Here is a 25,513-nt window from a genome sequence, read left to right as displayed (position 1 = left end):
CTGTCATACTTGTCAGGTTCCAGCACCCGTTCGAGGCTGATACATTCCGCGCATGACTTCACCTTTGCTGCACCCGGTCCCCGGCCCGTCCCCGGACGGCTACGTACGCCTGTCAGAAGGCGCACTGGCCGCGCTTGCGCTCGACCATGTCGCAAGCGGCCTCGACGCATCGCTGCTTGCGGAACTGCACGACAGCGCCATCGACGCACGCCTTGCCGGCTATACCGAATGGCATCGCCCGGCCCATACCGGCGTCGCTTACGTGACGGTCGGCTGGGACTGGTATCTCGACCGCGCGACGGGCACGTTCGTGATCGCGGGCAGCGACGTCCGCAGCAACGTGATGGCCGTCGACGCCACGGGCGCCGACATCGGCATGTTCCGCACGGCCGCCGCGCTCGCCGCGCGGCTTGCGTCCATCGACTGGCCCGCCGCCGTCGCGTCGGCCCTGCTCGGGCACAACGACGCCTATCATGCCGGGCCGACGCTCCAGTGACAACTGGCCGCACATTCCTCTGACGATTTCCGCGATGCTGGCGCTCTTTATAAGCAAAAGCGGCTCGGTTTTCAATCCCGTTGATCAAGAAACCGAAACCACGTCCTGAACGGCGCCCTTTCGCCGTCACCCTGTAAGAGTTACCAGTTACAGCCCCCTCGTGCTGCGCGATGTAATGCACGGATACAAAAGCACAGATCCGAGGACACCATGCGGACCTTCGTTCACGAGGAAGGGCGGTTGCCACACGAACTTGCAGCGGATCTCGGGCGCTATCGGCGCCGTGTGTTCGTCGAGCAGCTCGGTTGGGCGCTCCCGTCGGCGAACGAATGTTTCGAGCGCGACCAGTTCGATCGCGACGATACCGTCTACGTGTTCGCGCGAAACGCCGGCGGCGACATGTGCGGATGTGCGCGCCTGCTGCCGACGACGCGCCCGTATCTGCTGAAGTCGCTGTTCGCCGACCTGATCGCCGAAGACATGCCGCTGCCTCAATCGGCCGCCGTCTGGGAGCTGTCCCGGTTCGCGGCAACCGACGACGAAGGCGGGCCGGGCAATGCCGAATGGGCCGTGCGCCCGATGCTCGCGGCCGTCGTCGAATGCGCGGCGAAGCTTGGCGCGCGGCAGTTGATCGGCGTGACGTTCGCAAGCGTGGAGCGGCTGTTCCGCCGGATCGGCATACACGCGCACCGCGCAGGCTCGCCGAAGCAGGTGGACGGACGTCTGGTGGTCGCGTGTTGGATCGACATCGATCCGCAAACGTTTGCTGCACTAGGAATCGAGCCGGGGCAGGCCGCCCGGCAAGCCATCGCCGCCTGAGCCGGAACGCGCGTTTCGGTCCGGGCGGTATCGTAACGAAGGAGAATCAACGTGGACCAGTCCCAGGTCTTTCGCGCGATGATGCCCGGGTTGACGAGCGTCAACGGCGCCCGCATCGCGGTCGCCTACCCGTCGTTTCCCCGGCCGCTGCCGCTCGTGCGGCTCGACCGCCGCGGCCTCGTGTTCCGTGCCGCCGGCGCCGCACCGCTCGTGTGCGGGCTGCCGCGTGCGGCGACCCTGCTGGTCGCCGACGAGCCGCTCTGCTCGCTGCGCCTCGTGATCCGCGACATCGCGCCGGCCGGCGACGGCCGGCATGACCTGACGATGCAGCCATCCGGCGCCGCCGGCGACGAATTGCTGTGGCATGCGTTGCGCGATCGCGAGCCCTACCGCCGGATTCGGCACCCGCTCGCGCCCGTCGACACGTCCATCGCCTCCGACAGCGAACCGCACGCATTGACCGGCGAAGCCGGTTCGCGCCCGTCGCGCAGCGCGGCTTTCCGGCTGCCGTGCCACAGCGACGCGCTGTTCTTTGCCGACTGGCTCGAATATCACTTCGACGAGTTGCGCGCGCTGTCGCAACAGCACGGGCCGCAACTGCAGCTCAACCAGCTCGAGCGACAGGTGGCCGACGACGAGGTCGGCGTGCGCTTCGTCTACGACATCGACGGGCACGCGACACGGCACGCGCTGACCGACTGCGCGCGCGAGGCCTGTGCATGGATCGAGACGGAGATGCGCGACAAGTTCGCGTTGCCTGTCGCGCAGGAGCGGTTCAGCGCGTTCGCGGCGCACGCGCGGGCAGACGCCATGTGAGTGCGGCGCAACAAAAAGTTGTATCGATACAAATAGGGCTTGCCATGGGTCGGGTTTTCCCTTAAATTTACGTCTGTCTCCTCCATGTCTCCAAACATGGATTCAGCCCGCTCAATGTAGCGGGCTTTTTCTTGCCTGCGCGAATTGCGGGGACACATCCCCTCCGCCCTGCCTAACCCGCCGGGTACACACCGATCGGTCGCAGCCAGTAGTGGTGCACCGCAAATATCAGCGCGACTCCCCCGACCACTGCCAGCAGCAGGTACAGCCACCCCTTTCTGGTTGTCGGCAGGTCCGCCAGCGCACTCACGTCGCCCGTCAAGGCCGCCAGCGCAGCCAAGCCGAGTCCGAGCAGCACCATCGTCCCCTTGGCCACCCATCCAAAGGCAAGCTCCAGCACGCCCGCCCATCGCGACTGGCGATAAGGGCCGGCAACCGGCCGACGGAGATCGGGCTTACTCATTCACGATCTCTCGTCCGGGATGCGTGCATCCGTCCGTCGATCGACAGGCTGACGCCAAAGCGGAACTTCGAAGGTTGTCCGGACAAGCACTCGCCACATCGGGGCGAGCGCAGTGGCGTTGGATCGGAAGCGTCATGTGTTTTCTTTCGCGAGACGAGGTTCGACGATTCGATTCGTTTGGCCGGAACGCGCTCATATCGTTCAATACGACGAGCATGCGCCGGGCACGCTCCGTTCACCTCGCGCAATCCGGATCGGCCGGCTTATCATTGACCGGCCCGCCACTCACCTCCGAGGCCATCTTGCACGCCCATCTGCGCATTGCCCGCCCGGTCAGCAACCTCACCCGCACCGAGCGCATGTATCGCGAAGCCCTCGATTTGTCCGTTCTTGCCCGCTTTGAAGATCACGACGGCTTTTCCGGCGTGATGCTCGGACGCGACGGCCTCGACTATCACTTCGAATTCACGCACTGCCCCGACCATCCGATCGCGCCGTCGCCGACGCCCGAAGACCTGATCGTGTTCTACCTGCCCGATCGGCCGGAATGGGAAGCCGCCTGCGCGCGCGCCACAGCGCATGGCTTCATGCCCGTCACGTCGTTCAATCCTTACTGGGAAATATCCGGCCAGACCTTCGAAGATGCCGACGGCTACCGGATCGTGCTGCAGAACGGCACGTGGCGCTGACACGCGAATACGCGTGAGCCGTTACGCGCCGGCCAGGCCGGCGGCGCGAGCGGCATACACGACGTGCCGACGCAGCGCGTGACCTTCCGGCAACGCAGGATGGTCGAAGTCACGCGCGGGCTGGCGGTGCATGCCGAGTCGCTGCATCACGTGCTGCGATCGCAGGTTGGTGTCGGCGGTCCACGCGAAGATCTCGCCGAGCCCGATCCGGCCGAACCCGTCGGCCAGTGCGGCGGCGGCCGCTTCGGCGACGTAGCCATGCCCCCATGCGTGGCGAGCCTGCCGCCACATGATCTCGACGCACGGCGCCATCGGATGCGTTGCACGCACTTCGTGCAACAGACCGCACACCCCGATCAACATCGCGTCGGCGCGGCGCTCGATCGCCCACGGGCCGAAACCGTGTGCATCGAACTGCGCGTCGAAGCGCGCGATGACGTCGCTCGCCTCGTCAACGGACATCGGGCCGCGCGCGAGCCACGCGGTCATGTCCGGATCCGCATGCATTGCCGACAGCGCGTCCGCATCCGCCGACTGCCAGCGACGCAGCGTCAGACGCGCGGTTTCGATCTTCGACGGTGTGGACATGGAGGATACGGATCGTTCCGGCGGCGTAATGCAAGCGCCGTCACAAACCCGGAAGCGGAACGGACGAAGGGGAAGTCGGGATCGTCGCTTCTGCCGGCGACGATCCAGGGAATCGGTGACGAGAAACGGGCGCCGGCGCGCCCGCGGCGATTACTCGTTCTCTTCGAAGTAGTGAAGCGGCCTTTTCTGGCGGGCCTTCGACTACAAACCTACGCCAAAACTTACGCCGCATTCCCTCGCGATTATTTGGCACTGGAGTTGCCCCTGCGATTCAGGACACGCGGACACTGTTAGGTTGATGACACCGCAGCGCGTCTGAACTCGCGAGGCGAGCGGTATTTCAGGGCTTTGTGCGGGTGGCGCTCATTGTAGTGGTCAAACGCGATGGCCAGACGCGAGAGCGCTGTTGGTGCGTCGGGCTTGTCCATATACGCGACGTAGTTGTGCTTCATGGTCTTCACGAACGATTCGGCCATGCCATTGCTCTGCGGCGAACGGACCGGCGTGGTTAGCGGCTCAAGTCCCAGTTCACGAGCGAAGCTGCGTGTGCGATGGTCGATGTATGCCGAGCCGTTGTCCGATAGCCATTCGATGGTCTGCGTAGCCTGCGTGGTGCCGAAGCGCTGTTCGACGGCAGCCAGCATCACGTCGCGCACCACATCACCACTATGGCCGCCTGTCGTCGCTACCCAGCTAATGGCCTCACGGTCGCAGCAGTCCAGGGCGAACGTGACGCGCAGCGGTGTGCCATCGTCGCACCGGAACTCAAAGCCATCGGAGCACCAGCGGGTGTTGCTTCGGTCAACAGCAACTCGACCGTCATGCCGTCGAGTGTCTCGTCGCACGCCGGGGCGCCGCAGCAGCAACTGATGCTCACGCATAACCCGATACACGCGCTTGTGATTGATGCATGGCGCGCTGGTCTGCTCTCGACTGCGGCGCAGCAGTGCCCAGATGCGTCGGTAGCCGTACGTTGGGAGGTGCGCTACATGGGCCTGAATCTCGTCGACCAATGCCGAGTCGTCAGTCGGTTTGGCGCTACGGCCGTCGCGCCAATCGGGCGAGCGAACCTGTTTCGCTGCTACACCAGAGCGCGCCACGCCGAGAACTTCGCAGACCGTTTTCAAAGGTCGTCCCCCGGCAGCAAGGGCGAGCGCGCAATCAGGTTTTTTGAGCGGCCCCATTCAACGGCTTCTTTCAGGATTTCGACTTCCATCGTCTTTTTCCCGAGTAGTCGTTGCAGTTCCTTGATTTCCTTGATTGCGGCGGCCAGCTCAGATGCGGGCACAACGGTCTCGCCAGCCTTCACCGCTGCCAGACTGCCTTCCTGATATTGCTTGCGCCAGCCGAACACCTGGTTGGCATTCACGCCGTGCCGGCGTGCCACCGCCGACACGGAGGCGCCCGGCTCCAGTGTTTCCTGCACGATGGCGACTTTTTCCTGCGCGGTACGCCGACGACGGCGCTCCGGCTCGGTCAGAATTTCGATGGATTCCACGTAATGACTAGGCTTACTGTTAGGCACAAGACTATCTCTATTTTAAGAGAGTCCTCGTGTCCTCAGATATGCGGGGCTGCTCCACATATCAAAAAACCGCAACAGTCAAAACGTTGTCAATTATATTTATGTAAAAACTCACTCTCCAAAAAAGGCGGCTATCAACAGATGCCGCCGCGTTTTCTTGGCTTGCCTCTGCGTCGTTCAGAGAATGGACCGAACGACATACTGCGCCATTTCAAATTTGCGGGATCGATTTGACGACCCCGAGCCGCGCGACCACAACGAGATCAAGTCCGTGTGGGATGCTTCACAATATGCACTGGACTAACGTCGGCGTGAGATCTCCGGAATAGCTTCAGAAGGTCCACAACCGTGGACCTCTCGTGTCAGAGAACCCCCGAACAACGCATGGTGGCTGCGCCTGTTCAACGGCCTCGACTTGCGCAATGGTGCCGGCTTAGTTAGTTAGGGACTACCAGTAACGGAAAGCGTTTGGCCTGTGACGAAGTCTGCCAAGTCTGACGCAAAGAACAGCACCGCGTTCGCGATGTCCTCAGGCGTTCCTTGCCTGTTTCTTGCGCTCATGGCGAGCACTTCGGCTTGCCTCTCAGGGCTATACGAGTTCCACTGACGTTCGTAATCCGGGCTTGTCCTGAAGAAGCCCGGCGCAACAGTGTTCACAGTTATCCCGAACTTTCCGAGTTCTTGCCCCAACTGCCTTGCGAGACCAATTTCGCCAGCCTTCGATGAGGCGTAGGCTTGGATGCCCGTCAATGACGTCCGCAGGCCTGCTGGAGAGGTAATAAAAATGATGCGTCCTCGTCCGAATCGCTTCATGCCCGGAACTACCGCTTGCGACGCATAGAACGCACCCGTCAAGTTAATCCGAACGACGTCATCCCACTGTTGCTCGGTCACGGACTCCATCGGTTGTTGCGATTGGCCCATTACACCTCCTGCTACGTACACGAGCACGTCGATCGGACCCTTCTCTTCCACTGCCTGAACCCACGAAACGACTTGCGCCTTGTCAGTCAAATCTAGGGTTGTTCGATGCGCGGGCAGATCGCGCATCTCGTCCTCCAGCCGGTCGGCAGCATGGACAATTGCCCCGCGGCTCGCAAACGAGCGAACAATGCCGGCTCCGAGACCGCGCGCCGCACCGCAGATCAATACCGTCTTTTTTTCGAAGTTCAAATCCATTGTCAACAACTCCATTGAAAACCATCGATTGTTACATTCTGCCCCGTCATGTAGACGTTCTTCTCGCAAGCCAAATAAGCTGCAAAACTCGCTATGTCTTCCGGAATACCTAGACGACGTAGCGCAATTCCCGCTGTCAGTTCGGAAACTCGGGGCCCTAACTTCTCGCTAACATATTCGGTAGCGATGACCCCTGGAGATATAGCGTTCACTAACACTGTAGGGCCAAGTTCTTTTGCGAGCGAACGTGTCAGACCGAGAATTCCGGCCTTCGCGGTCGCATACGCGTGCTTGCTCACGGCACTTGTCACTCCGCCAGAGCTCGCACTCACGGATGAAATATTGATGATTCGACCTCCCTCAGCATCGGCGAGCATATGAGGAGCGACCGCGTGAGCATAGTTGAAACAACTCTTGAGATTGACCGCAATCGACCTATCGAACTCGGCCTCGGAAATCTCGACAATGCCTTTCGGAGCCGACGCCCCAGCATTGTTGACAAGGACGTCAATACGCTTTCTCGTCGCCATGACTTCAGTCGCGATGCGCGAAGCGGTCGAAAAATCCGCGACATCCGCGACAAACTCGGAACATTGGACCCCACAGGACAGAACCATTTTCTGGAGCTCGAGCAGCGATTCAACGTTTTGGTCCACGACCGCGATGTCGAGCCCGCGTGATGCAAGTTCCAGAGCAATTGCCCTACCGATGCCGCCACCCGCTCCGGTAATGAGGGCAACCCTACGCATTGGCACTCTCCTTCGCAAATACCGCTACGTCTGCGTGGGTTGCAAACCAAACGTCACCCTTAGATTTGGCGTAGCGAATGAGTTCATCGATAATCCACAGTCTTGACCGATATCCGATGACATGCGGATGAGTCGTGAGTTGAAATACGCCGCCTTCCATGTACGCTTCGTCAAATTCGCGTTTAAAAATCTCAAAAACCGCGCTGGGTGCCGTATATGGCCGAAGCGAACCGAAGCGATGAGTAACAAGGTAAACCGCATCATCGCGACTCCATTCAACCGGTAGCTCGACAATGTCAGTTGGGGTACCGTCAAGTTCAAGCTCGTAGCAATCCACGTCTGCCATCAGCGACGAGTCATATGTCAGGCCCATCTCCTTGATGATTTTTAATGTTTTCGGGCTGAAGTCCCACGACGCCGTCCTCACGCCCACTGGCCGCTTGCGGGTCACCTCCTCAAGCTTGTCTGCGGACCGCAGCATTAGCTCCCGCTCTGTTTCATAGGGCAAAACCGAGTTGAGTTCATGAATCCAACCGTGAATTCCAATCTCATGACCTCCCGCGATGATCCTCTGCTGTTCTTCAGGATAGAGCATCGCAACGACCGCCGGAACGTAGAAAGTTGCGGGTACGTCATATTTCGCCAACATCGCGAGAATCTTCGGAACGGCTACTCTGTTCCCATACTGACCCCACGCCATGCGGCCAATCGATTTCCCACCATCGCGCAATTCGTTTGTCTCATGGTCGGAGTCGAACGAAAGTGCAAATGCGCACCTCTTTCCATCCTTCCATGCGCGCGGCCTAAGACTTCGGCCAGCTCTAACCTGGTTCACCAATCCACGCCAATGAGATTCATCCCATTGCCAAGGATCAATTTGTGCTTCACTCATCATGATCTCCTAGTTTAATTTCCTAAGTACTCGGCATTCCATGTATTTCCTCGATCTTCGTCTCAAAGCTCTAAGACGGCCGTCACTCGTGACCGAACAGACTATTCAATCTTTCGATGATCCGATACATCGCCGTTCGTCCAGTGTTAGAACTTGTGACGTAGCGCAACCCGAACGAGAAACTGATTTTTGCTCGTAGACTGGTCAGGCGCGGACGCGCCTCCGGGGCCGAATGTATCGGGAGCTATGGATGCGACTGGGGCACCTGCTCCGACTCTTTGATATGCTCCGAGGACGTAAACATCCGTCCGTCTAGAAAGAAGGTAGTCTCCAATTAGCTGAACTTGATGGTATATACCTTTTGTGTCCGTCGATTCAAGTACGACATCCGTAAAGACATAGCTCGCTGTGACGGAGAAAACTGGGCTGAAAAGATAGCTTAGGTGCACGTCGTAGTTGTTGAATTTCAATCGGTCGTCGACAGAGTCAAACCTCGACTGGCTGTACACAAAACCTAACGATAGCGGATCAGCTTGATACCCCACGCCTGCTGCGAAGACTTCCTGTCGTCGCACACTCGACGCGAGACCTAGCGGGCCGAGCGCTGAAGTATTGAGGACGTTGATGTAGTCGCCTGACACTGCCCCCGTCGTCGTCGTGTTCGGCAAGTTCACGTGGAGATAACCCGCGCCTAAATTGAAATTGCCGAACGAATACGACGCACCTGCACTCCATACGCGATTTGTAGCAAAGCCGACGTTATCTCCTGCAACCGCGCCACCGTTGCTGAAGCCATAGAGCCCGCCGAAGCGGAAACCGCCGTACGAGGGACTTGAATATTTGACAGAGTTGTTGATACGAAAATCGTTGTCAAGATTGTCGTTGTCGAATGGATGCGCTAGGCCGGTGTAAGGAATGCTACTCATACTTTGCACATAGTCCACAACGGAGTCGTACTGGCGTCCTATGGTGAGATTTCCGTATCGATCGCTGAATAGTCCGATCCAAGATGCTCGCCCGAACTCACGTCCACCTTGCCCCAGTGCGCCGCTCGTCAAAGAGAAACCATTCTCCAAAGTGAAAATAACACTGATGCCATTTCCGAGGTCCTCTTTTCCTTTTATCCCCCATCTATTTCCTTGAAGAACACCCGGACTTAACGTGACGTTTGTCTTGCCATGATCGTTGCTGATGTAGTCGAAACCTACATCAAGTACGCCATAAAGTGTCAAACTTGACTGTGCATAGGAAGACGCAGCTGCCGACCCAACGACAATCCCCATTGCGATATTTTTAAGTTTCATTCAACCATCTCCAAACGCATCGGTCGTCTAATGCTCGACCATAGGTATTTTTAGCAATATTTTGTACTTGACTCAAATACCATCGTTAGCATAACCAATCAAAATATAAATTTGATTCGTATATGCATCAACATCCGAAATACGAGATCTTCACTAGGATAAATAACTCTTCCCGCACATCTTATCGATTCTTAACGATTATTTCTCGGCAGGAAGCAATGCGTTATTTGGAATTCCTTGTCGGCGTTAGCCGATGGAGAGACTACGAAAGTTTAGAAAATGCCGTTTCTTTAATAGTCAGAATCGCGACCGCCGATACTACTGCCGCTCCAATCAGATAGAAAGAGTGAGCGATGGGCGAGTGAAACGTTGAGATCAGCCAGAGACAAATGACTGCTGCAAAGCCGCCAAATATCGCCACAGATACAGCGTAGCCAATCGACATCAGGGTTGAACGGTCCTCTGTGGGAAAGATTTCCGCGATTGCAGCAGGGCCCGGTCCGCTGAAGGCGGAAATGACCACAGCGAACCCGCACTGTACGACGGCGAGGACTAAAACTGAACCTTGTGATTGAACAAGCAGTGAAAAAGCGGGCCATGGCAGCAAAATGAAGAGCGCACAGCAGCTGAGAAGTAGTGGTTTCCGACCAATCTTGTCTGAGAGCTGCCCCATCAGCGGCACGCATACCATAAGCACAACGAGCGAAGCGGTATTTGCCCACAGCGATGCCGTGGGTGAGACGCCCATATTCTTCGCCGCCCACGTCGGCATGAACGTAAGAAACACGTAGGTTGATACGGTCCACAAGACGGTGAACCCAAATGCCTTTCCGGCAAGACACAGGCGGTTCACGATCGCGGGGCGAGGCGCATCCTTTCGCAGTGTTGCTTTAAAAGCAGGGGTCTCGTCGACCGTACGTCGCAGGAAAATACCAACCGGCCCAAGAAGACCACCCAGCAGGAACGGGATTCGCCAGCCCCAGTCGGTCATTTGATCAGTATCGAGAGCCGTGCTGAAGACTGCCGCAGTAGCCGACCCCAGCAAGATCCCTCCAACTACACTCATTTGTTGGAAGCTTCCGTAGTATCCGCGACGCCCTTGCGGAGCCCACTCCACAATGAAGGCTGTAGAGCCACCCCACTCGCCACCGGCGGCAAAGCCCTGTACGAGTCGCGCGCATACAAGCAGTACGGGTGCGAACACGCCGACAGATGTGTAGGTGGGCAAAAGACCGATGGCCACCGTCGATCCCGCCATCAGGTACATGGTTAGGAACAACGCGCTTCGACGACCATTTAGGTCTCCTATTCGTCCGATGATCGCACCACCCAGAGGTCGGGCAGCAAATCCAATACCGTATGCCAAGAAGACAGACATTTGAGACGCGAGCGGGTCCTCTGCTGGAAAGAATTTCGCTGCCAGAATGGCGGCGACGAACGCGTAGATGCCGAAGTCGTACCACTCGAGGACGTTTCCGATAATCGCTGCGCGCGTCGCCTTCTTACTCCGTCGTTCTGCACTCGGGTCAGCGGCACCCGCTGCGCCTTGTGTTATCTCATGCATGATTTGGGAAGTCTCCATTGTCTCTCTTCGTCGAAGGAACTCGCTGCCTTCCGATGTCCCTTCCGCATTTTTGACCAAACTTATAGGGCGCTTTCTATGGGCGCGCTCCGAATCTTTTCCTCCCTCCGACTATCCAGTACGTCGACCTACGTAAGGCGAGACCGATCAAATTCTCTCGGACGAACGCGCAACACTATGCGGGGTGATTCGATGTTAGGTAGACATAAAAACTGTCACAAATACTTGATTGCGATGTGACCTATGCATTTTTTTGCATAGGTGAGTGGAGCGGCCCCCTGAATCTCCGGACACAGTCTCCCGCTTAAACTAACGGGTAGGCATAGGACTGTGTTTTTGACTAACACCAGGCAGGAAGTGATGGATGTGTTGACGGGCCCGGAGCGTCGGCGGCGCTGGACGGCGGAGCAAAAGCTGGCGATGGTGCGAGAGAGCTTCGAGCCGGGAAAATCGGTATCGATGGTCGCGCGCCAGCATGGCGTGAACCCGAACCAGCTGTTCCACTGGCGCAAGCTGTACCAGGACGGGAGCCTGTCAGCGGTCAAGGCTGGCGAAGAAGTGGTTCCGGCGTCGGAACTGGCCGATGCGCTCAAGCAGATTCGTGAGTTGCAACGGATGCTCGGCAAGGAGACGATGGAGAACGAGACGCTCCGGGAAGCAGTCGAACATGGCCAGTCAAAAAATGTATGGTCCGCCCCGGCTTTGCAAGCGGGCGTTCTCCGACGAGACAGTTTGCGTAAATGTATCCGGCCTCTCGCAAGTCAGCCGCTTTTGGCGGCAAGGCCATGATGGGATATGCGCGCTCAGTTCCCAATAAGTGGACTGACCTCGAAGGCCGTCTTTTTGTCCCGGGTTTACCGAACGCCGGTGCGCTGTTTCGTCATCAATTGCACGTCTGCAAACCTTGACGGGTGATCGGCAGCCTACTGTGCTTGCGGCTGCCGAAGATAAAACGTTCCTCGTCGCGTGAGGATGGTCCACGCGATACGCGCGAGCTTGTTGGCCAGTGCGACGATGACCTTGTTGCGGTGTATGCCCTTCGCCTCCATCTGCGAAATCCAGAGCCCGAGATGATCCTTGGTCCGATCGAGATGCAGGACGCATGCTCGGGCACCGTGGATCAACAGCTTGCGGAGATATGGATTGCCTCGCTTGGTGATGCCGAGCAGGTGCTGCTTGCCTCCGGTGGAGAATTCGCCGGGAACAAGGCCTAGCCAGGCAGCGAAATGGCGGCCGGATTTAAACTGCGTACCGGTACCTGCGAAGGCAGTAATCGCGGTCGCGGTCAGATGCGCGATACCCGGTACCGAGATCAGTCGTGTGGCGACATCGTCGGCCCCTGCGATTGCTTCGATCTGGCGGCGTAATTGCAAAAGGCGTGCCTCAATGGAGCGGTATTCCTGCCACTGCTCCTGCAACAGCTCACGCATCGCAGGCGTTAGACCGTTGCCGTCGTCGGCGAGGATGCTTGGCATATCGCGAACAAAGTATGCGGGGCCAGCTCCGATAGTCAGGCCGTACTCAAGTAAAAATGCACGAGCCTGATTGACGATGGCTGTCTTGCTGGAGACCAGTCTTTGCCGAACTCGATGTAGCGCCTGCAGATCGAGTTGTGCTTCCGTCTTCGGCTGCGTGAAGCGCATGGTGGGACGGGAAATCGCCTCGGCAATAGCCTCTGCGTCGACGATATCGGTCTTGTTCGACTTAACAAACGGTTTGACGAACTGAGCCGGCACGATACGGACCTGATGTCCCTGACCAATCGCTTTGCGAGCGAGCCAGTTACTACCAGGGCACGCCTCCATCCCGATGATCGTTGGTGACGCACGCGCCAGGAACTCGAGCAATCGCTCACGCGTAAATCGGTTCCGGAACACCGGTTTTCCCTTGGCGTCGAGTCCGACGACGTGGAACACGGACTTCCCGATATCGATGCCCATGCGGGCGATCGCAGTAGAGCATTGCTGGCTCATGGCACACCTCCGAGGACGGAAACAGGCGTCGGCCCAGATTACGCGATTACGGGAGGGGCGGACCATCCTATTAATGGATAGCGCACTCGCCCTTGCTGCCGCAGGACGACCAGTGAAGCTGGTCTGTGAAGTTCTCGGCGTGTCGCGCTCGAACGTATCGGCACGACTGTCGCGTCCGGCTACATGGCGGGATGGCCGTCAATCGAGGCAGACCGACGATGCGAGCGTGGTCGAGGAAATCCGCCGCGTCGTCGGCAATTTGCTCAGCTATGGCTATCGCCGGGTTTGGGGCACGTTGCGCAACGAACGCGTCGCGCTTGGGCTGGTGCCGTTCAATGCAAAGCGCGTCTATCGCGTCATGCGCACGCATGGGCTGCTGACGCAGCGCCGACCGATTCCACCTCGGCCACAACGTCGGCACGACGGCAAGGTGGCCGTAGCGCGCAGCAATCAGCGATGGTGCTCCGATGGATTCGAGTTTCGCTGTGACAACGGCGAGCCGCTGCGCGTGACGTTCGCGCTGGACTGCTGCGACCGCGAGGCGATGAGCTGGGCGGCCACGACGGCAGGTCACAGCGGCGACATCGTGCGCGACGTGATGCTGGCTGCGGTGGAAAATCGCTTCGGCAATGCGTTGCATACGCCATCCGAAATCGAGTGGTTAAGCGACAACGGTTCGGGCTACACGGCCGACGACACGCGCAGGTTTGCGATGGACATTGGCCTGAAGCCATTGACCACGCCGGTGTGCAGCCCGCAAAGTAACGGTATGGCCGAGAGCTTCGTGAAAACCATGAAGCGCGATTACGTTGCCTTCATGCCGAAGCCAGACGCGGCGACTGCTGCGCGTAATCTAGCCATCGCGTTCGAGCATTACAACGAGAAGCATCCCCATCGCGCGCTGAAATACCGCTCGCCTCGCGAGTTCCGGCGCTCGATGGAATCAGCAACCTTAGTGTGATGCTGTGTCCGGGATTACAGGGTCAACTCCAGTGAGTGCTGGGGCCTCCAGGTGTGAAAGCTCCGTGAGGGGATAGGCGCAACCAAACGCGAAACATCTGGCAGAGTCGTCGGAGCTCAGTGAGAGCGAGTGTTAATGGGGGGTCCGATGGTATAGACACCCCACTGTCATTCATTGATATACGCGTTGACCGCATCAATGAGATGCGCAAGGAGAGGACTCGTATTGTCCGTCCGCCAAACAAAGTCGAGGGTAAGGGATATATCGAGGCCTTCAACCAGGAAGAATTGAACGTCTTTACAACCGCGGCTTACCTGGGATTCAGGAACCACAGCGCAACCGACGCCTGCTGAGACGAGACCTAGCAGCGTGGGCATGTCTGTCCCTACAATTCCCCTGTCGATGGGAGTGAAACCAGCGCGTAAAAACGAGCGCAGCAGTGCGTCGTGGAAAGCAGGTCCGCGCTCGCGTGGGCCCAGTAAAAATGGATGGCTAGAAAAGTCAGTCAACTTTAAGGGAACTCCCTTCGGAAGACGAAGACTACTCGATACAGCAATGCCCAATCGGTCACTCAGGACTGGAATCCCCGTTAATTCTTCGTCCCAAGGAGACCGCCATGCGGCTATCCCGGCATCAAGCTCTCCGCGCTTGATGGAATCCATCTGCTGCTTGGACAATGCAGGTGTCATGACGACGTTCACCGCCGGCGAGCGCTCCACCAGCGCTCTAAGCGAGTGCGCCAACGAAGGAACCCAGCTGTAGCCGGGCAGCACTCCTATATGTAGCGTTCCTGATGTACCGTCTACCGCATTGCGAATGTGCTCTTTCAGTGCGCTGGCCTTGCTTAGGATTTCCTCTGCACGAACTCGCAGCTCCTCGCCCGCAGCAGTAAGCACCACACCGCGAGCTCTCCTGTAAAACAGCTGAGCAGCCATAGCGCTTTCGAGCGCGGATACCTGCCTGGACAAGGCTGGTTGAGCGATGTGCATTCGGCGCGCGGCTTCCGCGATGCTGCCGCAGTCGGCGACAGCGACAAATAGTCTGAGTTGGCGTAAATCCATTGGTATCCATTGGTTCTGTGTAATAACCCAGTGAAACCTGCACAGGGTATGCGGCAAAAACGAATGCTTCCCTCGGCGTTTTCATCTTAAGCGCCGGATGGAAACGTCGATGGCTGTCGAACCGTACCCGCCAAGTAATTCCGTCGAATCGAGGTAGTTCACCGCTGCCGGCGTCATCCAGTCATCACCGCTAACCCAGAGCAGGCGCTCGTCGGTCGACCAGCACTCGCTTGGCGCAGTCGCGGCCGACCGTATGGCTTGAACGCCTAGTCGGAATGCACCGGCCGTTTGCGAACCTGTCGTGCTCCCAACTGGAAGTTGCGCGGCACCACTCTCCCATCGCTTTCCTTCGTGGTGCTCTCGGAATCATTTTGACACAGCCGATATTCCCGTATATGATAATTATCCAATGAACATCCAACTCGAGGCTTGGTACGGTCTCGGTCCGGCGCGCAACGGGACAACGTCGCTCCGTTAGAAATGGGGAAGTGTCCAACAATCGTTGTGGACCATTTTCAATCCTAGCCAGTATCTACAGAGACTAAGGAGTAGATGTGAAAGTATTTACGGGAGCGCTTTTCACTGAGACGAACACCTTTGCCCCTATGCCTACCAGCGTAGAGTCGTTCAAGTCACGCTGCTTCTTCCCGGCTGGTCATCATCCAGATTACATGACACATGGCGGCGGCCCCCTTTGGGCAGCGCGTATTCGCGCCCGAGAAAGGGGCTGGGAGGTGGTCGAAGGACTAGTTGCGGCGGCTCAGCCCAGCGGCAAGGTTACAAGGCAGGCATATGAGTCACTGCGCGACCAACTTCTGAACGATCTCAAGGACTCCATGCCAGTTGATATGGTCGTTCTTGGCTTGCATGGGGCGATGGTTGCGGATGGCTATGACGACTGCGAAGGGGACACGTTGAAGCGTATCCGTGAAATTGTGGGCGAAAAGGTGACCGTCGGAGCAACCCTGGATCTGCACAGCGCTTTCACGAATGAAATGGTTCAGTACTCCGATGTTCTCATTGCCTACAAGGAATATCCCCACACCGATGTCCTAGAAAGGGCACTTGAACTGGTGGATATCTGTGCCGCACGAGTTGAGGGTCGCCGCTTCCCGGTTGCATCTGTGGTCGACTGCAATATGGCCATCCACGGCATGCATACGACGAACGAACCGATGTCTTCTTTCGTCAGCCACATGAAGGAGTTGGAGCAGAAAAATGAAACCATTCTCTCCGTGTCGCTTATTCATGGCTTCGTATACGGGGACGTTCCAGGCATGGGCATAAAAGCGCTCGTCTACACCGACGACGATAAACGCTTCGGCGACAAGGTCGCGCTCGAACTGGCCCAAAAGATGATCGATGGACGACACGATTTTGGCGCAAGGCCGCTGAGCATAGAAGATGCACTAGACGAAGCCGTTGCGTGTCCAACGGGCCCAGTCGTGTTGGCGGACATTGCTGACAACACCGGAGGCGGAGCGGCCGGTGATTCGACGTTTGTCATCCGCAGTATCTTGAAGCGAGGCCTTAAGAATGTCCTCATCGGCCCTGTATGGGATCCAGTCGCAGTTCGAATCGCATTCGATGCTGGAGAAGGTTCCGTGTTAAACCTGCGGATTGGGGGCAAAGTTAGCCCGGCATCCGGGGAACCTTTAGACTTGCCGGTAAAGGTTCACAAACTCATTACGAGTTTTCAGCAAGGTGGTGTCGCTGCCGGAACCGTCTCCGAAATGGGGGATTCCGCTTTCGTTGAATCAGACGGCGTTTTCTTCGTCCTGGTCTCACTTCGAAATCAAGCGAGCAATATAGATCTATTTACAAAGTTCGGCGCTGACATTTCAAAAGCCAGACTTATCGTTGTGAAATCCAGCCAGCACTTCTATGGTTCATTCTCCAAGGTAGCAGCGAAGGTTGTATATGCGAGCTCCCCCGGTGCATTGACGAGCGACTTGTCAGAGTTGCCCTACAAAAATATCAAGCAGCCAAAGTGGCCGTTTCAAGATGACGCGATAAAAGCGGAACTCGTGGAAATCGACGTCCGCCGCTAAGCATCGGCCATCGCAATAACTGGTCGCTGCTTACTCTTAGATCACCCCGCCTTCGGGCGGAGAGGAACCCAAACAGACCCCTAACAATTCGGCGTGGCCTTTTCCAGTAGAGAGATAAATATGCCCGATAGCGCTATTGAAATAGAGACTGTCGCCCAAAGCAAGATCGTAGCTGGCCCCCGTCTCAAATAAAAGCCTCACCGAACCGCGTAGAACGTATACGTATTCTTCGCCTTCGTGTCGTATGTACTCGGAAAAATCGGTAGTCTTTCGAGCCTTGATGATGGCTCGAACTGGCGTCATTCTCTTATTCGGACGGTCTGCGGCGATTAGTCCGTAACGGTAACAGTCGGTGTCATAGAAGACCTCGTTACCACTGGTTGTATGCACCGCTTCAAGCGCGATGTCGTCATCTGGGTGGCCAAAAAGGTCAGAAAAATCCAGCTTTAATGCTTTTGCTAACGCACCAAATTTGTCGTAGGTCAGCCCGATTTCTCCAAGCTCAGCCTTCGAAATCGTTGAGAGTGTAACGCCTGAGTCCCGAGCCAGGTCTTTCAATGTCAGCCCAAGGGCCTTGCGTCTTGTGCGCAATCTAGCACCGACCTCCGTCCTATTGATCGAAGAGCTTTTTGAATTGGATTGCAGTTCTGGCTCCACTTTTTTCTTCGTTGCCTTGGCAACCGTCTTTGTGCTTACGTTTTTCATCGCGTGAGAACCATCTTTCAAACTTGAGAATCATTGGATTGATAGAGACCGACAGCATCCACCTCGGGCGCCAGAAGACATAAAAGCGCTGGTAGGTCAACGACAAAGCGCATTGTAACGCAGTAGATGCTCGCTAGTGGAACGGCTGGGACGCTAACGTCTTGAAGTCCACACTACCTTGGCTGACTGGCAGAGTCGCACCGGCGCCAATGAGCGTGCTACAGACAAGACGCGCGTTCGGCAGCTGGCAATGGCCTGGCGGCGCAAGGAAGTAGCATTGGCTGAAACGATGGCACTGCTGGTCTAGTGCTGCCCCGCCGGTGTGACGCACGGTCAAAGGAACAAAACTGGCGTCCGAATCACCGCTCTGCGGCATCTTCCGAGCTGCTTACACCAACAATGGGCCTGAAGGGCGCGCGGCGCCTGAGTACAAAGAACGACGTTCCCCACCACCTCAACTTTCACGGACAGATTGATGAGTGACATTAAACGTTTGCGCACCACAGCTCGTATGAGCCAGGCGGTTTTTGCTAACGGCTTTGCCTTCTTTTCAGGCCAAGTTCCGAGCACCCCTGAAGCTTCGATCGCGAGCCAGACCAAAGAAGTCTTCGACAAGATTGATAGCCTGCTTAAGGAGCAGAACATCGGTCGAGAGAATATTGTAAGCGCTACCGTCTGGCTCACCGACCCAGCGCTGTTCGAGCAGTTCAATGCCGTATGGGATGGATGGATTCCTACCGGCCACGCGCCAGCTCGTGCTTGCGTCCAAGCTCAGCTGATGCGCCCAGGGCTTCTTGTGGAAATTGCGGTAATCGCCTCGCTCTAGCCCCCTGGGCACCAACCTACAAATGTAGGACTGGGCCAACGCTCTAAACACCTTACGAACCACGGGAACTCCTGAAGTTTGACTTTGCCATGGCGTGGTTCATCTTCAGGCGTACGCACACAGCATGATGACAAAATCAATAGTTGTTCTCGGAGCGGGAATGGTCGGTGTAAGTACCGCGTTGTCGCTGCAAAGGCGCGGTTATGAAGTGGCCCTTATCGACCGCAAGCGCCCGGGTCTGGAGACCTCCTATGGCAATGCGGGTTTTATTCAGAGAGAGGCCGTTCGGCCGTATGCTTTTCCTCGAGATTGGAAAACTCTTTTTCGAGTGGTCGCCGGCCAAGGAAACCATGTCAATTATCACCTTTCGGCTACGCTCAGGATTCTCCCGACGCTAACAAAGTATTGGCGTGAATCGTCACCTGCGCGTTATGCCAGGACAATTACCGCGTATGCGGCATTGATTGAGCACAGCATATCGGAACACACACGCTACATTGTCGAATCCGAATCGACGGACCTAATCCGAAGAGACGGTTGGCTGGAGGTCTATAGAAGTAAGAGAGCGTTTGACGAAGCCGTCAACTATGCCGCCGAAGTAGCAAAGGAACACGGCCTAAACATCGACGTCTATGCGGGTGCTGAGTTACAGAAGGCGGAATCTGCTTTGAGCGACCGACTTGCAGGCGCTGTTCATTGGCGGGACTCCTGGACGGTGGATGGCCCCGGCGACCTCGTGCAACGCTATAGCGAACTCTTCGAGCGCAATCGCGGAAAAATATATAGTGGAGATGCACAAACACTGCAAGCCGATGGTCCAGGTTGGTCCGTACTGACGGACGAAGGCGAAGTTTCGGCTCAACAGGCCGTAGTCTGTCTCGGTCCTTGGTCTGCTGAGCTCATTCGGCCGTTGGGCTACGATTTCCCGCTATTCATCAAGCGGGGATACCACCGCCACTATGATTCAAGCAGCAACTTGCGGTTGCCGCTGCTTGACGCCGAGCGGGGCTACGCGTTGGTGCCAATGGCACGCGGCCTTCGCATTACCACCGGTGCGGAATTTGCTGACCTGGCATCCGCCCCCACTCCGGGACAACTCTTTGCGGCAGAACGATACGCTACCGAGCTCGTTAAAATTGGAGCACCGGTGGAGGCTACGCCATGGCTTGGAGCGCGGCCCTGTATCGCCGATATGCTCCCTGTCATCGGACCGGCGTGGCGTCACCCAGGGCTTTGGTTCCACTTCGGTCATGGTCATCAAGGCTTCACCTTGGGCCCGGCTACTGCACGCCTTCTTGCTGAACTTGTTTCCGGCGAGACTCCATATGTCGACGCGGCACCATACAGCCCCGAGCGGTTCGCTTAGGTATGCAGCACAAGCCAGAGAGCCCCGCCAAAAGTTGAAGCTCGTGCGCCATAAGTCAAGGCGGTCACACCGCCTTTGACAGAGACGCAATTCCCGTATATGATAATTTTGACGCCTTTACTTCGTCCCAAATCTAACAAAACCACGGTCAAACGAAGTTTTCAATTGGCGCTCAGCAGAGACAAGAAACCTCCTTTTCCACAGAAAAAAGCAGGTTCAACGGAGATGACGTATGGGTATGAAAAATTTAGTAGACAAAGTGAATCATCGCTACGCAGTGTTTGCCTTGATCTATTTGGCGTGGTGCATCTCATACGTCGATCGGTCCGCCATTTCCTATGCTGCCCCAGCAATTGCGAAGGACTTCACACTGAGTCCAGCGAGCGTGGGCATGATCATGAGCAGCTTCTACCTCGGATATGCGCTCATGCAGATTCCCGGCGGCAGGCTCGCAGACAAATACGGCTCCAAAGCCATTATCATCGCTGGCCTTCTCGCTTGGTCACTCTTCACAGGCCTCACTGGCGCCGCGTGGTCGTTCGTGAGCCTGTTGACTATTCGTACCTTGTTCGGTTTCAGCGAGGGTTTGTTCCCCTGTGCGAGTTTCCAGACGGTTGCCGAGAAATTTGAAAAGGCAAACCGGCCGAAGGCCACGACACTGCTAGTTTCGTCCAACTATCTCGGAATGTTCGTTGCGCCCGTGATCATTGCCCCGATGATTCTCTACTTCGGCTGGAGATCTGTATTTCACTACATCGGCCTATTCGGCGCGGCCTTCGCCATCTTCTACTGGGTATTCATCAGAAACAGCAAGGGGGAGAATATTCGTGTGGAGGAGGAGAATATCTCGTTTCGTGAACTGGTTCGAATGCCTCTCATTTGGCAGATTCTGGCGATATGGTTCTGCATCAATATCATCAACGGCGGTCTTGAGTCATGGATGCCTACTTACTTGTTGACAGTACGGGGATTGGACTTGAAAACGGTCTCTTTCGTTGCGCCAATCCCATATCTCATAGCTATGGCAACAACAGCGGTAGGCGGTTGGGTCATCATGAAGTTCTTCGACGGCAAAGAGAAGTATCTGCTGATTTTTGGCACATTTTTTGCGGCCATTTTCATCTATATGATGTACACTGCTTCCACCATCGCTACACTGGTCGTCTTCCAGTGCTGCGTCTATTTCTGCAAATCGGTTGTATTTGCAACGGTCATCGCACTGCCAGCCAAAGCATTGCCAAAGAACCTTGTGGGTAGCGGAATCGGGATGGTGAACGTCGGTGGGCAGTCTGCGGCCTTCGTTGCACCAATGGTAATCGGCTTCATCGTAAGCGGTACGAAGAGCTTTGATGCGGCCTTCTGGTTCCTCATCGCAGCCGCAACCTGCGCTGTCTTCATTGCGCTGCTCGTGAAGCCAGATAGCCTAAGAACGTCAGAGAACGCTGAAGGGAAAGTGGTCGTCAATACTGTCGAAGGCGAACAGCAAGCTTGAGATATGCTCCACAGCATATGCGTAGTTCGGGGTTCGACCAGACGACGGGATTTCTCCAGCGGCCTATGAGTCCGGAGCCTAGCCATATTGTGCGGGGACTATAGCCAGGACCGCGTGGCATACACACGGGCGCAAAGATCCCCCTGTTCAGCAATAAGCGCGCCCGCTTTCCATTTTCGCGCGGGCGCGCACCGCGACATCACGTCAGAAACTAGCGCAAGACGTCTCCACGTTCCACGTCAGCGAATGAATTTGAAGTTTTCTCCGAAGAGCGTCATGTAAGTCTACTAATGAGATAAGCCTGACTATCGGAACGGGACAGCTGACTACTGAAACTTCGGTCTACCAAAACGTCCTGCGAACGGCCCGATGATCGCACCGCTCACCAAGGCGTTATCCAACAAACCTATGCAGTCCTAATGTCAGAAAGCGACCTTCCGGTGCCGGCCATGCTGATGCGGGGCGAGGCGTGCTGACTGAGGTTCTTCTCGGCTACGTGCTGCTAGTTGTCGCGAAGGAAGCGCGCATTTCTTTTACAGAGGACCAACTCGCTGCATGCTTAGCAACCGTGGTGGCGGCGCGCCCGGTATGCGCTCTTTCTGTCCTGGCGGCTCCTCGGGACAGCGGTTCCCATTGGTTGTCGATGCCCGACGAATCGGTTCCTGGCCTTCTTGTGTGTGCAGCGATGGTGTTGCTGTGCGCTACGCTGAGCGTTTGGTCCCCATGGGAGCCTCGGCGCACCAGCAAGTGACCGAGCGATTCGCGCCCGCAGACGACGCGCCGGGGGGGGCATAACTGCGGCCGTCAGCTGCGATTGCGCTACTCGATCTTCCCGACGAGTGGCGGCGTCACCTGTATTTACAATCCGATCAACGTCCCGCCCGGCACGCCCTCGGCCTCTTCGACTTTCTCACCGTCCGGCTCGCAGGCGGACGCACCGGCCAAAAACTGACGAGCAAAGAAAATCCCCAAGTCTCGGAAGGAGGCTTGGGGATTAGAGGTCACACAGGTCTATTGGCTAGCACCGCTGGTCACTCACGCGATCGAGACATGCAAATCGACGCGCGCGGCCGTTGCTCGAACGATCTTGTGAGTGCCGTGTCCCGCATTGGGCACGGCTTCGACCGCAACCAGGCCGGCCTCCCTCAGGATGTCCACATCACGCTTGACCGCACTGCGATCGCGGTGCAGACGTTCGGCGATGGCCGTGATGGAGGCGGGTTCGGCCTTGACTGTACGGAATAATTCGATCCGTCCATGCGTGAGCAGTCGAGCGAGATCCTCCGGGTCTTCAAACATGATTCGAAACTCTCCCGGGATCGCTTCACCCCGATCAGCTGCGCGCGCAATACGCTTGCTTCGGGCGAAAAACTCCTCGGGGGTTCCGATACCGACTTCCACTTGTTTCATCATGCGCCCCTTGACCATGCCTCGATTTTGCGTACAGCAGGAATTTTGTTAATTTCCTGTATGTACGGAGGGTTGCATGTCAGAAAAGTCAGTGCCGAAACGGCAATACACGGACGAGTTCAAAGTCGAGGCCGTCAGGCTTGCCGAATCAGTCGGTCAGCATGAAGCCGCACGTCGGCTCGGGGTGCCGGTGGCGACATTAGGGAACTGGATGCGGCGTAGCCGCCGGGCCGACAGCGTTGGTGAGGCGGGTGGTCGTGAAGCGGTCGCTGTACGAGCAACTCGTCCGATTAGTGAGCTGGAAGCGGAGAACAGACGGCTGCAGAAAACGCACGAGAGGATTCCGAAATGAAATGGAGATCGCAGCCGCCAGGCACTCAGAAAATTGGGATGCCGCCGCTTCAGCGAATGCCTGCGTGGCTACCCAACTACAGAAGGCGCCGCATTCCTAAGAGTTGGCGTGTCAACGACACCTACATCAAAGTCGAGCGGCTATTGGGGAAACTCAGAACGATGGTGCGATTGCGCGCATGCGGCGTCATTCGCCGTAGATGTAGAAGAGAAGTACTTGCGGTCGATCCCGCGGCACTCGTCCCTCTCGAAAATATCGGGGATCACATGATTGATTATTTTAGCAAGTTGAGTTCGAACACGGCATCGAGCCGTGCGATCATGATGTCCTCGGACCCCAAAGCCGAGTTCTCCAATTGCACAACGTTCGCATCCGCGTGCACCCGCTTCTGTCGCGCGAATAGGCCGATGAACGCCGTGTCCGAATGCTGTGTCCAGTGCCTCTGCGGCATTGCCAGCGACGTCGTTCTCTCCGTTTTCCCCAAAGGCGGAAAGACGGGACCCGTCCTCCGTTACTTGCTCGCTGTTCGATCCTCCTTCGTGTGCCACGGCCCGGATTTTTCTGGACACAGATTTGATGTGAAACAGCTGTCCAGAAAAGGAGCTTTTTATGCTGAAGAAGGTGCCCACACAGGCTGTTGCGCCGCAGGCGCTGGAAGGAGCGCGTAGTGCGACTGGAAGCGCCTGCGGCGCGGCCGATGAAGTCAAGCGCTGGTCCACCGGGAAAAAGCGCAGCGTGGTACTTCGCCTGCTGCGCGGCGAGCCTGTCGATGCCGTTTCCCGTGAAGTCGGCGTGCCGATCGCGCGGCTTGAATCGTGGCGTGAGATGGCTCTGGCGGGGATGGACGCGGGCCTGAAGGAGCGGCACAGCGATTCGCTTGAAGCCCGGCTCAATGAGGCCATGCGCCGCGTTGGCGAGTTGACCATGGAGAACGAGATCCTGCACAAGGAACGCGAGCGGCAGGCACGCACCCCTTTAGCCGCGCGGAAGTCGTCGAAATGAGCAACGAGACTTCCGCTGATACCGGCAGGCGCTATGGCCTGAAGCGCGTTTGCCAGACGCTCAATTTCCCTCGTTCGTCGATCCATGCCGAACGCGCCAGGACAAAGGCTACCGTCACTCCCATCACCAGGCTCAAACGCGGTCCCAAACCGAGGGTGCCGGACGCCGCCTTGCTGCAAGCCATCCAGGATGACCTGGAAAGCTCGCCGTTCACCGGCGAGGGGCATCGCAAGGTATGGGCCCGTCTGCGCATTCTGCGCGACATACGGGCCTCGCGTGAGCGTGTGCTGCGTCTGATGCGCGAACACCATCTGCTTTCGCCGTATCGCGGGCCGCGGGGCGAGGCAAATCTCCACGACGGACGGATCACAACCGATACGCCCAACGAGATGTGGGGAACCGATGGGGTTCGCATTCAAACCGTGGACGATGGTCTGGTGTGGGTCTTCGCAGCCGTCGATCATTGCGACGGATATTGCGCGGGCATCCACGCGGTGAAGGCTGGCGACCGCTTCGCTGCGCTTGAGCCTATTGCTCAGGGGCTGCAAAGCGAATTCGGCGGGGTGAGTGCCGCGATCGGAGCGGGACTGACGCTGCGGATGGATCATGGCTCCCAGTACACGTCCGACGACTTTCGGAACCAGCTCAAATTCTGGGGCGTCACGGCGAGCTACGCCTTCGTCGCCGAACCGCAGACCAATGGCGTCTCTGAGCGGTTCAATCGGACCATGAAAGAACAAACGATTCACGGGCGTATCTTCAGGAATGTTGATGAAGTTCGTGACGCTGTCGTTGACTTCAAAGATCGTTACAACCGAGAATGGCGGCTGGAAAAACTGGGCTTCATGTCACCCCTCGAAGCCCGTCAGGCACGGATGTTTAAACAGGCCGCCTGAGTCCCAAAACCGTGTCCAAACAATCCGGGGCGATACACTAGCGCGGTCAACACTCTTGCTAGGGGACGCGACGAATTGTCTGCGCGCCACTTGCAACTCCAAGTAAGCGTATACCGCGAGATCGTGCAAATTAAGCTTATCGCGCCGACGAAGCACAAATTTAGCGCGGCGAACGAGGCTCCTGTAACACTGCATCATTCTCTCTATGAGGAGCCAGAGTTCTCCTCCCGCTTCTTCTAGACGACGTCGAATTCGATTGCGCTCTGCGACAACCGGCTGCGCCACGCAGTCGGTCGAACGACTGGAACAGCAATCG

The 25,513-nt window shown here is 57.2% G+C and carries 22 protein-coding genes and 3 pseudogenes; 13 read left to right on the top strand and 12 right to left on the bottom strand.

The features are described from left to right. The first annotated feature begins 52 nt into the window (after nucleotides 1-52). The 3 genes from G3N61_RS05115 to G3N61_RS05105 all read left to right on the top strand — a co-directional run bounded on the left by G3N61_RS05115 (nucleotide 53) and on the right by G3N61_RS05105 (nucleotide 2,131). Nucleotides 53-496, top strand: coding sequence for a DUF4902 domain-containing protein (locus tag G3N61_RS05115; protein WP_205821766.1), 444 nt, complete (start codon nucleotides 53-55; stop codon nucleotides 494-496). 210 nt (nucleotides 497-706) lie between these two features. Next, on the top strand, nucleotides 707-1,315 hold the full coding sequence (locus tag G3N61_RS05110) for an acyl-homoserine-lactone synthase (RefSeq protein ID WP_043177453.1): 609 nt from the start codon (nucleotides 707-709) through the stop codon (nucleotides 1,313-1,315). Between the two features lie 51 nt (nucleotides 1,316-1,366). After that, nucleotides 1,367-2,131 carry a hypothetical protein gene (locus G3N61_RS05105; RefSeq protein WP_205821765.1) on the top strand — a complete coding sequence of 255 codons (765 nt, stop codon included), beginning with the start codon at nucleotides 1,367-1,369 and terminating at the stop codon, nucleotides 2,129-2,131. A 172-nt stretch (nucleotides 2,132-2,303) separates the two neighbouring features. Here the strand turns inward: G3N61_RS05105 and G3N61_RS05100 are convergent, their stop codons facing one another. Further along, nucleotides 2,304-2,594: a hypothetical protein gene (locus tag G3N61_RS05100; RefSeq protein ID WP_089452482.1), complete on the bottom strand. Its 291-nt coding sequence runs from the start codon at nucleotides 2,592-2,594 to the stop codon at nucleotides 2,304-2,306. Between the two features lie 302 nt (nucleotides 2,595-2,896). Here G3N61_RS05100 and G3N61_RS40225 point away from each other — a divergent pair, with 302 nt between their 5' ends. Then, a complete protein-coding gene (locus G3N61_RS40225; protein WP_043177460.1) occupies nucleotides 2,897-3,283 on the top strand; it encodes a VOC family protein in 387 nt (128 codons plus the stop codon). Nucleotides 3,284-3,304: 21 nt separating this feature from the next. On the opposite strand, the gene G3N61_RS05090 is transcribed toward G3N61_RS40225, so the two are convergent. The 7 genes from G3N61_RS05090 to G3N61_RS05060 form a co-directional block, all read right to left on the bottom strand. Then, nucleotides 3,305-3,871: a GNAT family N-acetyltransferase gene (locus G3N61_RS05090; protein ID WP_205821764.1), complete on the bottom strand. Its 567-nt coding sequence runs from the start codon at nucleotides 3,869-3,871 to the stop codon at nucleotides 3,305-3,307. Between the two features lie 290 nt (nucleotides 3,872-4,161). Beyond that, nucleotides 4,162-5,360, bottom strand: a protein-coding gene (locus tag G3N61_RS05085; RefSeq protein WP_205821790.1) for an IS3 family transposase whose coding sequence is annotated in 2 segments (ribosomal slippage) — nucleotides 4,162-5,045 and nucleotides 5,045-5,360 — 1,200 coding nt in all. Because the reading frame shifts where the segments join, the coding sequence is not laid out codon by codon here. 477 nt (nucleotides 5,361-5,837) lie between these two features. After that, complete coding sequence (locus tag G3N61_RS05080) at nucleotides 5,838-6,575, bottom strand: SDR family NAD(P)-dependent oxidoreductase (RefSeq protein ID WP_205821763.1); 738 nt, start codon at nucleotides 6,573-6,575, stop codon at nucleotides 5,838-5,840. Between the two features lie 2 nt (nucleotides 6,576-6,577). After that, the gene (locus G3N61_RS05075; protein WP_205821762.1) at nucleotides 6,578-7,324 is read right to left on the bottom strand and encodes an SDR family oxidoreductase; all 747 of its coding nucleotides are present in this window, start codon (nucleotides 7,322-7,324) and stop codon (nucleotides 6,578-6,580) included. Beyond that, nucleotides 7,317-8,216 (bottom strand): polysaccharide deacetylase, encoded by a 900-nt coding sequence (locus G3N61_RS05070; RefSeq protein WP_241017585.1) that lies wholly within the window; start codon nucleotides 8,214-8,216, stop codon nucleotides 7,317-7,319. Before G3N61_RS05070 ends, G3N61_RS05075 begins: the two co-directional genes overlap by 8 nt. Nucleotides 8,217-8,362: 146 nt before the next feature. After that, nucleotides 8,363-9,520 (bottom strand): porin, encoded by a 1,158-nt coding sequence (locus tag G3N61_RS05065; RefSeq protein WP_205821760.1) that lies wholly within the window; start codon nucleotides 9,518-9,520, stop codon nucleotides 8,363-8,365. Between the two features lie 262 nt (nucleotides 9,521-9,782). Then, nucleotides 9,783-11,102: an MFS transporter gene (locus G3N61_RS05060; protein WP_205821759.1), complete on the bottom strand. Its 1,320-nt coding sequence runs from the start codon at nucleotides 11,100-11,102 to the stop codon at nucleotides 9,783-9,785. Nucleotides 11,103-11,462: 360 nt separating this feature from the next. Here G3N61_RS05060 and G3N61_RS05055 point away from each other — a divergent pair. Then, nucleotides 11,463-11,816: pseudogene (locus G3N61_RS05055) on the top strand (transposase); the annotation flags it as partial. 209 nt (nucleotides 11,817-12,025) lie between these two features. On the opposite strand, the gene G3N61_RS05050 reads toward G3N61_RS05055, so the two are convergent. Continuing rightward, entirely contained in the window at nucleotides 12,026-13,075 is a 1,050-nt protein-coding gene (locus tag G3N61_RS05050; protein WP_241017584.1) for an IS110 family transposase, read from the bottom strand. A 73-nt stretch (nucleotides 13,076-13,148) separates the two neighbouring features. On the opposite strand from G3N61_RS05050, the pseudogene G3N61_RS05045 reads away from it, so the two are divergent. Continuing rightward, nucleotides 13,149-14,036: pseudogene (locus tag G3N61_RS05045) on the top strand (IS3 family transposase); the annotation flags it as partial. Between the two features lie 167 nt (nucleotides 14,037-14,203). Here the strand turns inward: G3N61_RS05045 and G3N61_RS05040 are convergent. Then, nucleotides 14,204-15,097 (bottom strand): LysR family transcriptional regulator, encoded by an 894-nt coding sequence (locus G3N61_RS05040; protein WP_205821758.1) that lies wholly within the window; start codon nucleotides 15,095-15,097, stop codon nucleotides 14,204-14,206. Between the two features lie 554 nt (nucleotides 15,098-15,651). Between G3N61_RS05040 and G3N61_RS05035 the strand changes: the two genes are divergently transcribed. Further along, entirely contained in the window at nucleotides 15,652-17,148 is a 1,497-nt protein-coding gene (locus G3N61_RS05035) for a M81 family metallopeptidase (protein ID WP_205821757.1), read from the top strand. Nucleotides 17,149-17,184: 36 nt separating this feature from the next. Here the strand turns inward: G3N61_RS05035 and G3N61_RS05030 are convergent, their stop codons facing one another. After that, nucleotides 17,185-17,853: an XRE family transcriptional regulator gene (locus G3N61_RS05030; RefSeq protein WP_205821756.1), complete on the bottom strand. Its 669-nt coding sequence runs from the start codon at nucleotides 17,851-17,853 to the stop codon at nucleotides 17,185-17,187. Nucleotides 17,854-18,328: 475 nt separating this feature from the next. Here G3N61_RS05030 and G3N61_RS05025 point away from each other — a divergent pair, with 475 nt between their 5' ends. The 3 genes from G3N61_RS05025 (at nucleotide 18,329) to G3N61_RS05015 (ending at nucleotide 21,537) form a co-directional block, all read left to right on the top strand. Continuing rightward, a complete protein-coding gene (locus G3N61_RS05025) occupies nucleotides 18,329-18,679 on the top strand; it encodes a RidA family protein (protein WP_205821755.1) in 351 nt (116 codons plus the stop codon). 127 nt (nucleotides 18,680-18,806) lie between these two features. Beyond that, entirely contained in the window at nucleotides 18,807-20,045 is a 1,239-nt protein-coding gene (locus G3N61_RS05020) for an FAD-binding oxidoreductase (RefSeq protein WP_205821788.1), read from the top strand. Nucleotides 20,046-20,277: 232 nt separating this feature from the next. Further along, a complete protein-coding gene (locus G3N61_RS05015; protein WP_241017582.1) occupies nucleotides 20,278-21,537 on the top strand; it encodes an MFS transporter in 1,260 nt (419 codons plus the stop codon). A gap of 1,035 nt (nucleotides 21,538-22,572) precedes the next feature. On the opposite strand, the gene G3N61_RS05010 is transcribed toward G3N61_RS05015, so the two are convergent. After that, on the bottom strand, nucleotides 22,573-22,947 hold the full coding sequence (locus G3N61_RS05010; RefSeq protein ID WP_205821754.1) for an HTH domain-containing protein: 375 nt from the start codon (nucleotides 22,945-22,947) through the stop codon (nucleotides 22,573-22,575). 76 nt (nucleotides 22,948-23,023) lie between these two features. Between G3N61_RS05010 and G3N61_RS05005 the strand changes: the two are divergent. The 3 genes and pseudogenes from G3N61_RS05005 to G3N61_RS04995 all read left to right on the top strand — a co-directional run. Beyond that, nucleotides 23,024-23,275 (top strand): annotated as a pseudogene (locus G3N61_RS05005) (transposase); the annotation flags it as partial. Nucleotides 23,276-23,908: 633 nt separating this feature from the next. After that, the gene (locus tag G3N61_RS05000) at nucleotides 23,909-24,301 is read left to right on the top strand and encodes a hypothetical protein (RefSeq protein ID WP_205821752.1); all 393 of its coding nucleotides are present in this window, start codon (nucleotides 23,909-23,911) and stop codon (nucleotides 24,299-24,301) included. Next, complete coding sequence (locus G3N61_RS04995; protein ID WP_205821751.1) at nucleotides 24,298-25,197, top strand: integrase core domain-containing protein; 900 nt, start codon at nucleotides 24,298-24,300, stop codon at nucleotides 25,195-25,197. Before G3N61_RS05000 ends, G3N61_RS04995 begins: the two co-directional genes overlap by 4 nt. Nucleotides 25,198-25,513 lie beyond the last annotated feature (316 nt).

The organism is Burkholderia sp. Ac-20349, assembly GCF_017104865.1.
GTDB lineage: Bacteria > Pseudomonadota > Gammaproteobacteria > Burkholderiales > Burkholderiaceae > Burkholderia > Burkholderia aenigmatica.
This window is presented reverse-complemented; position numbering and strand designations above follow the sequence as displayed.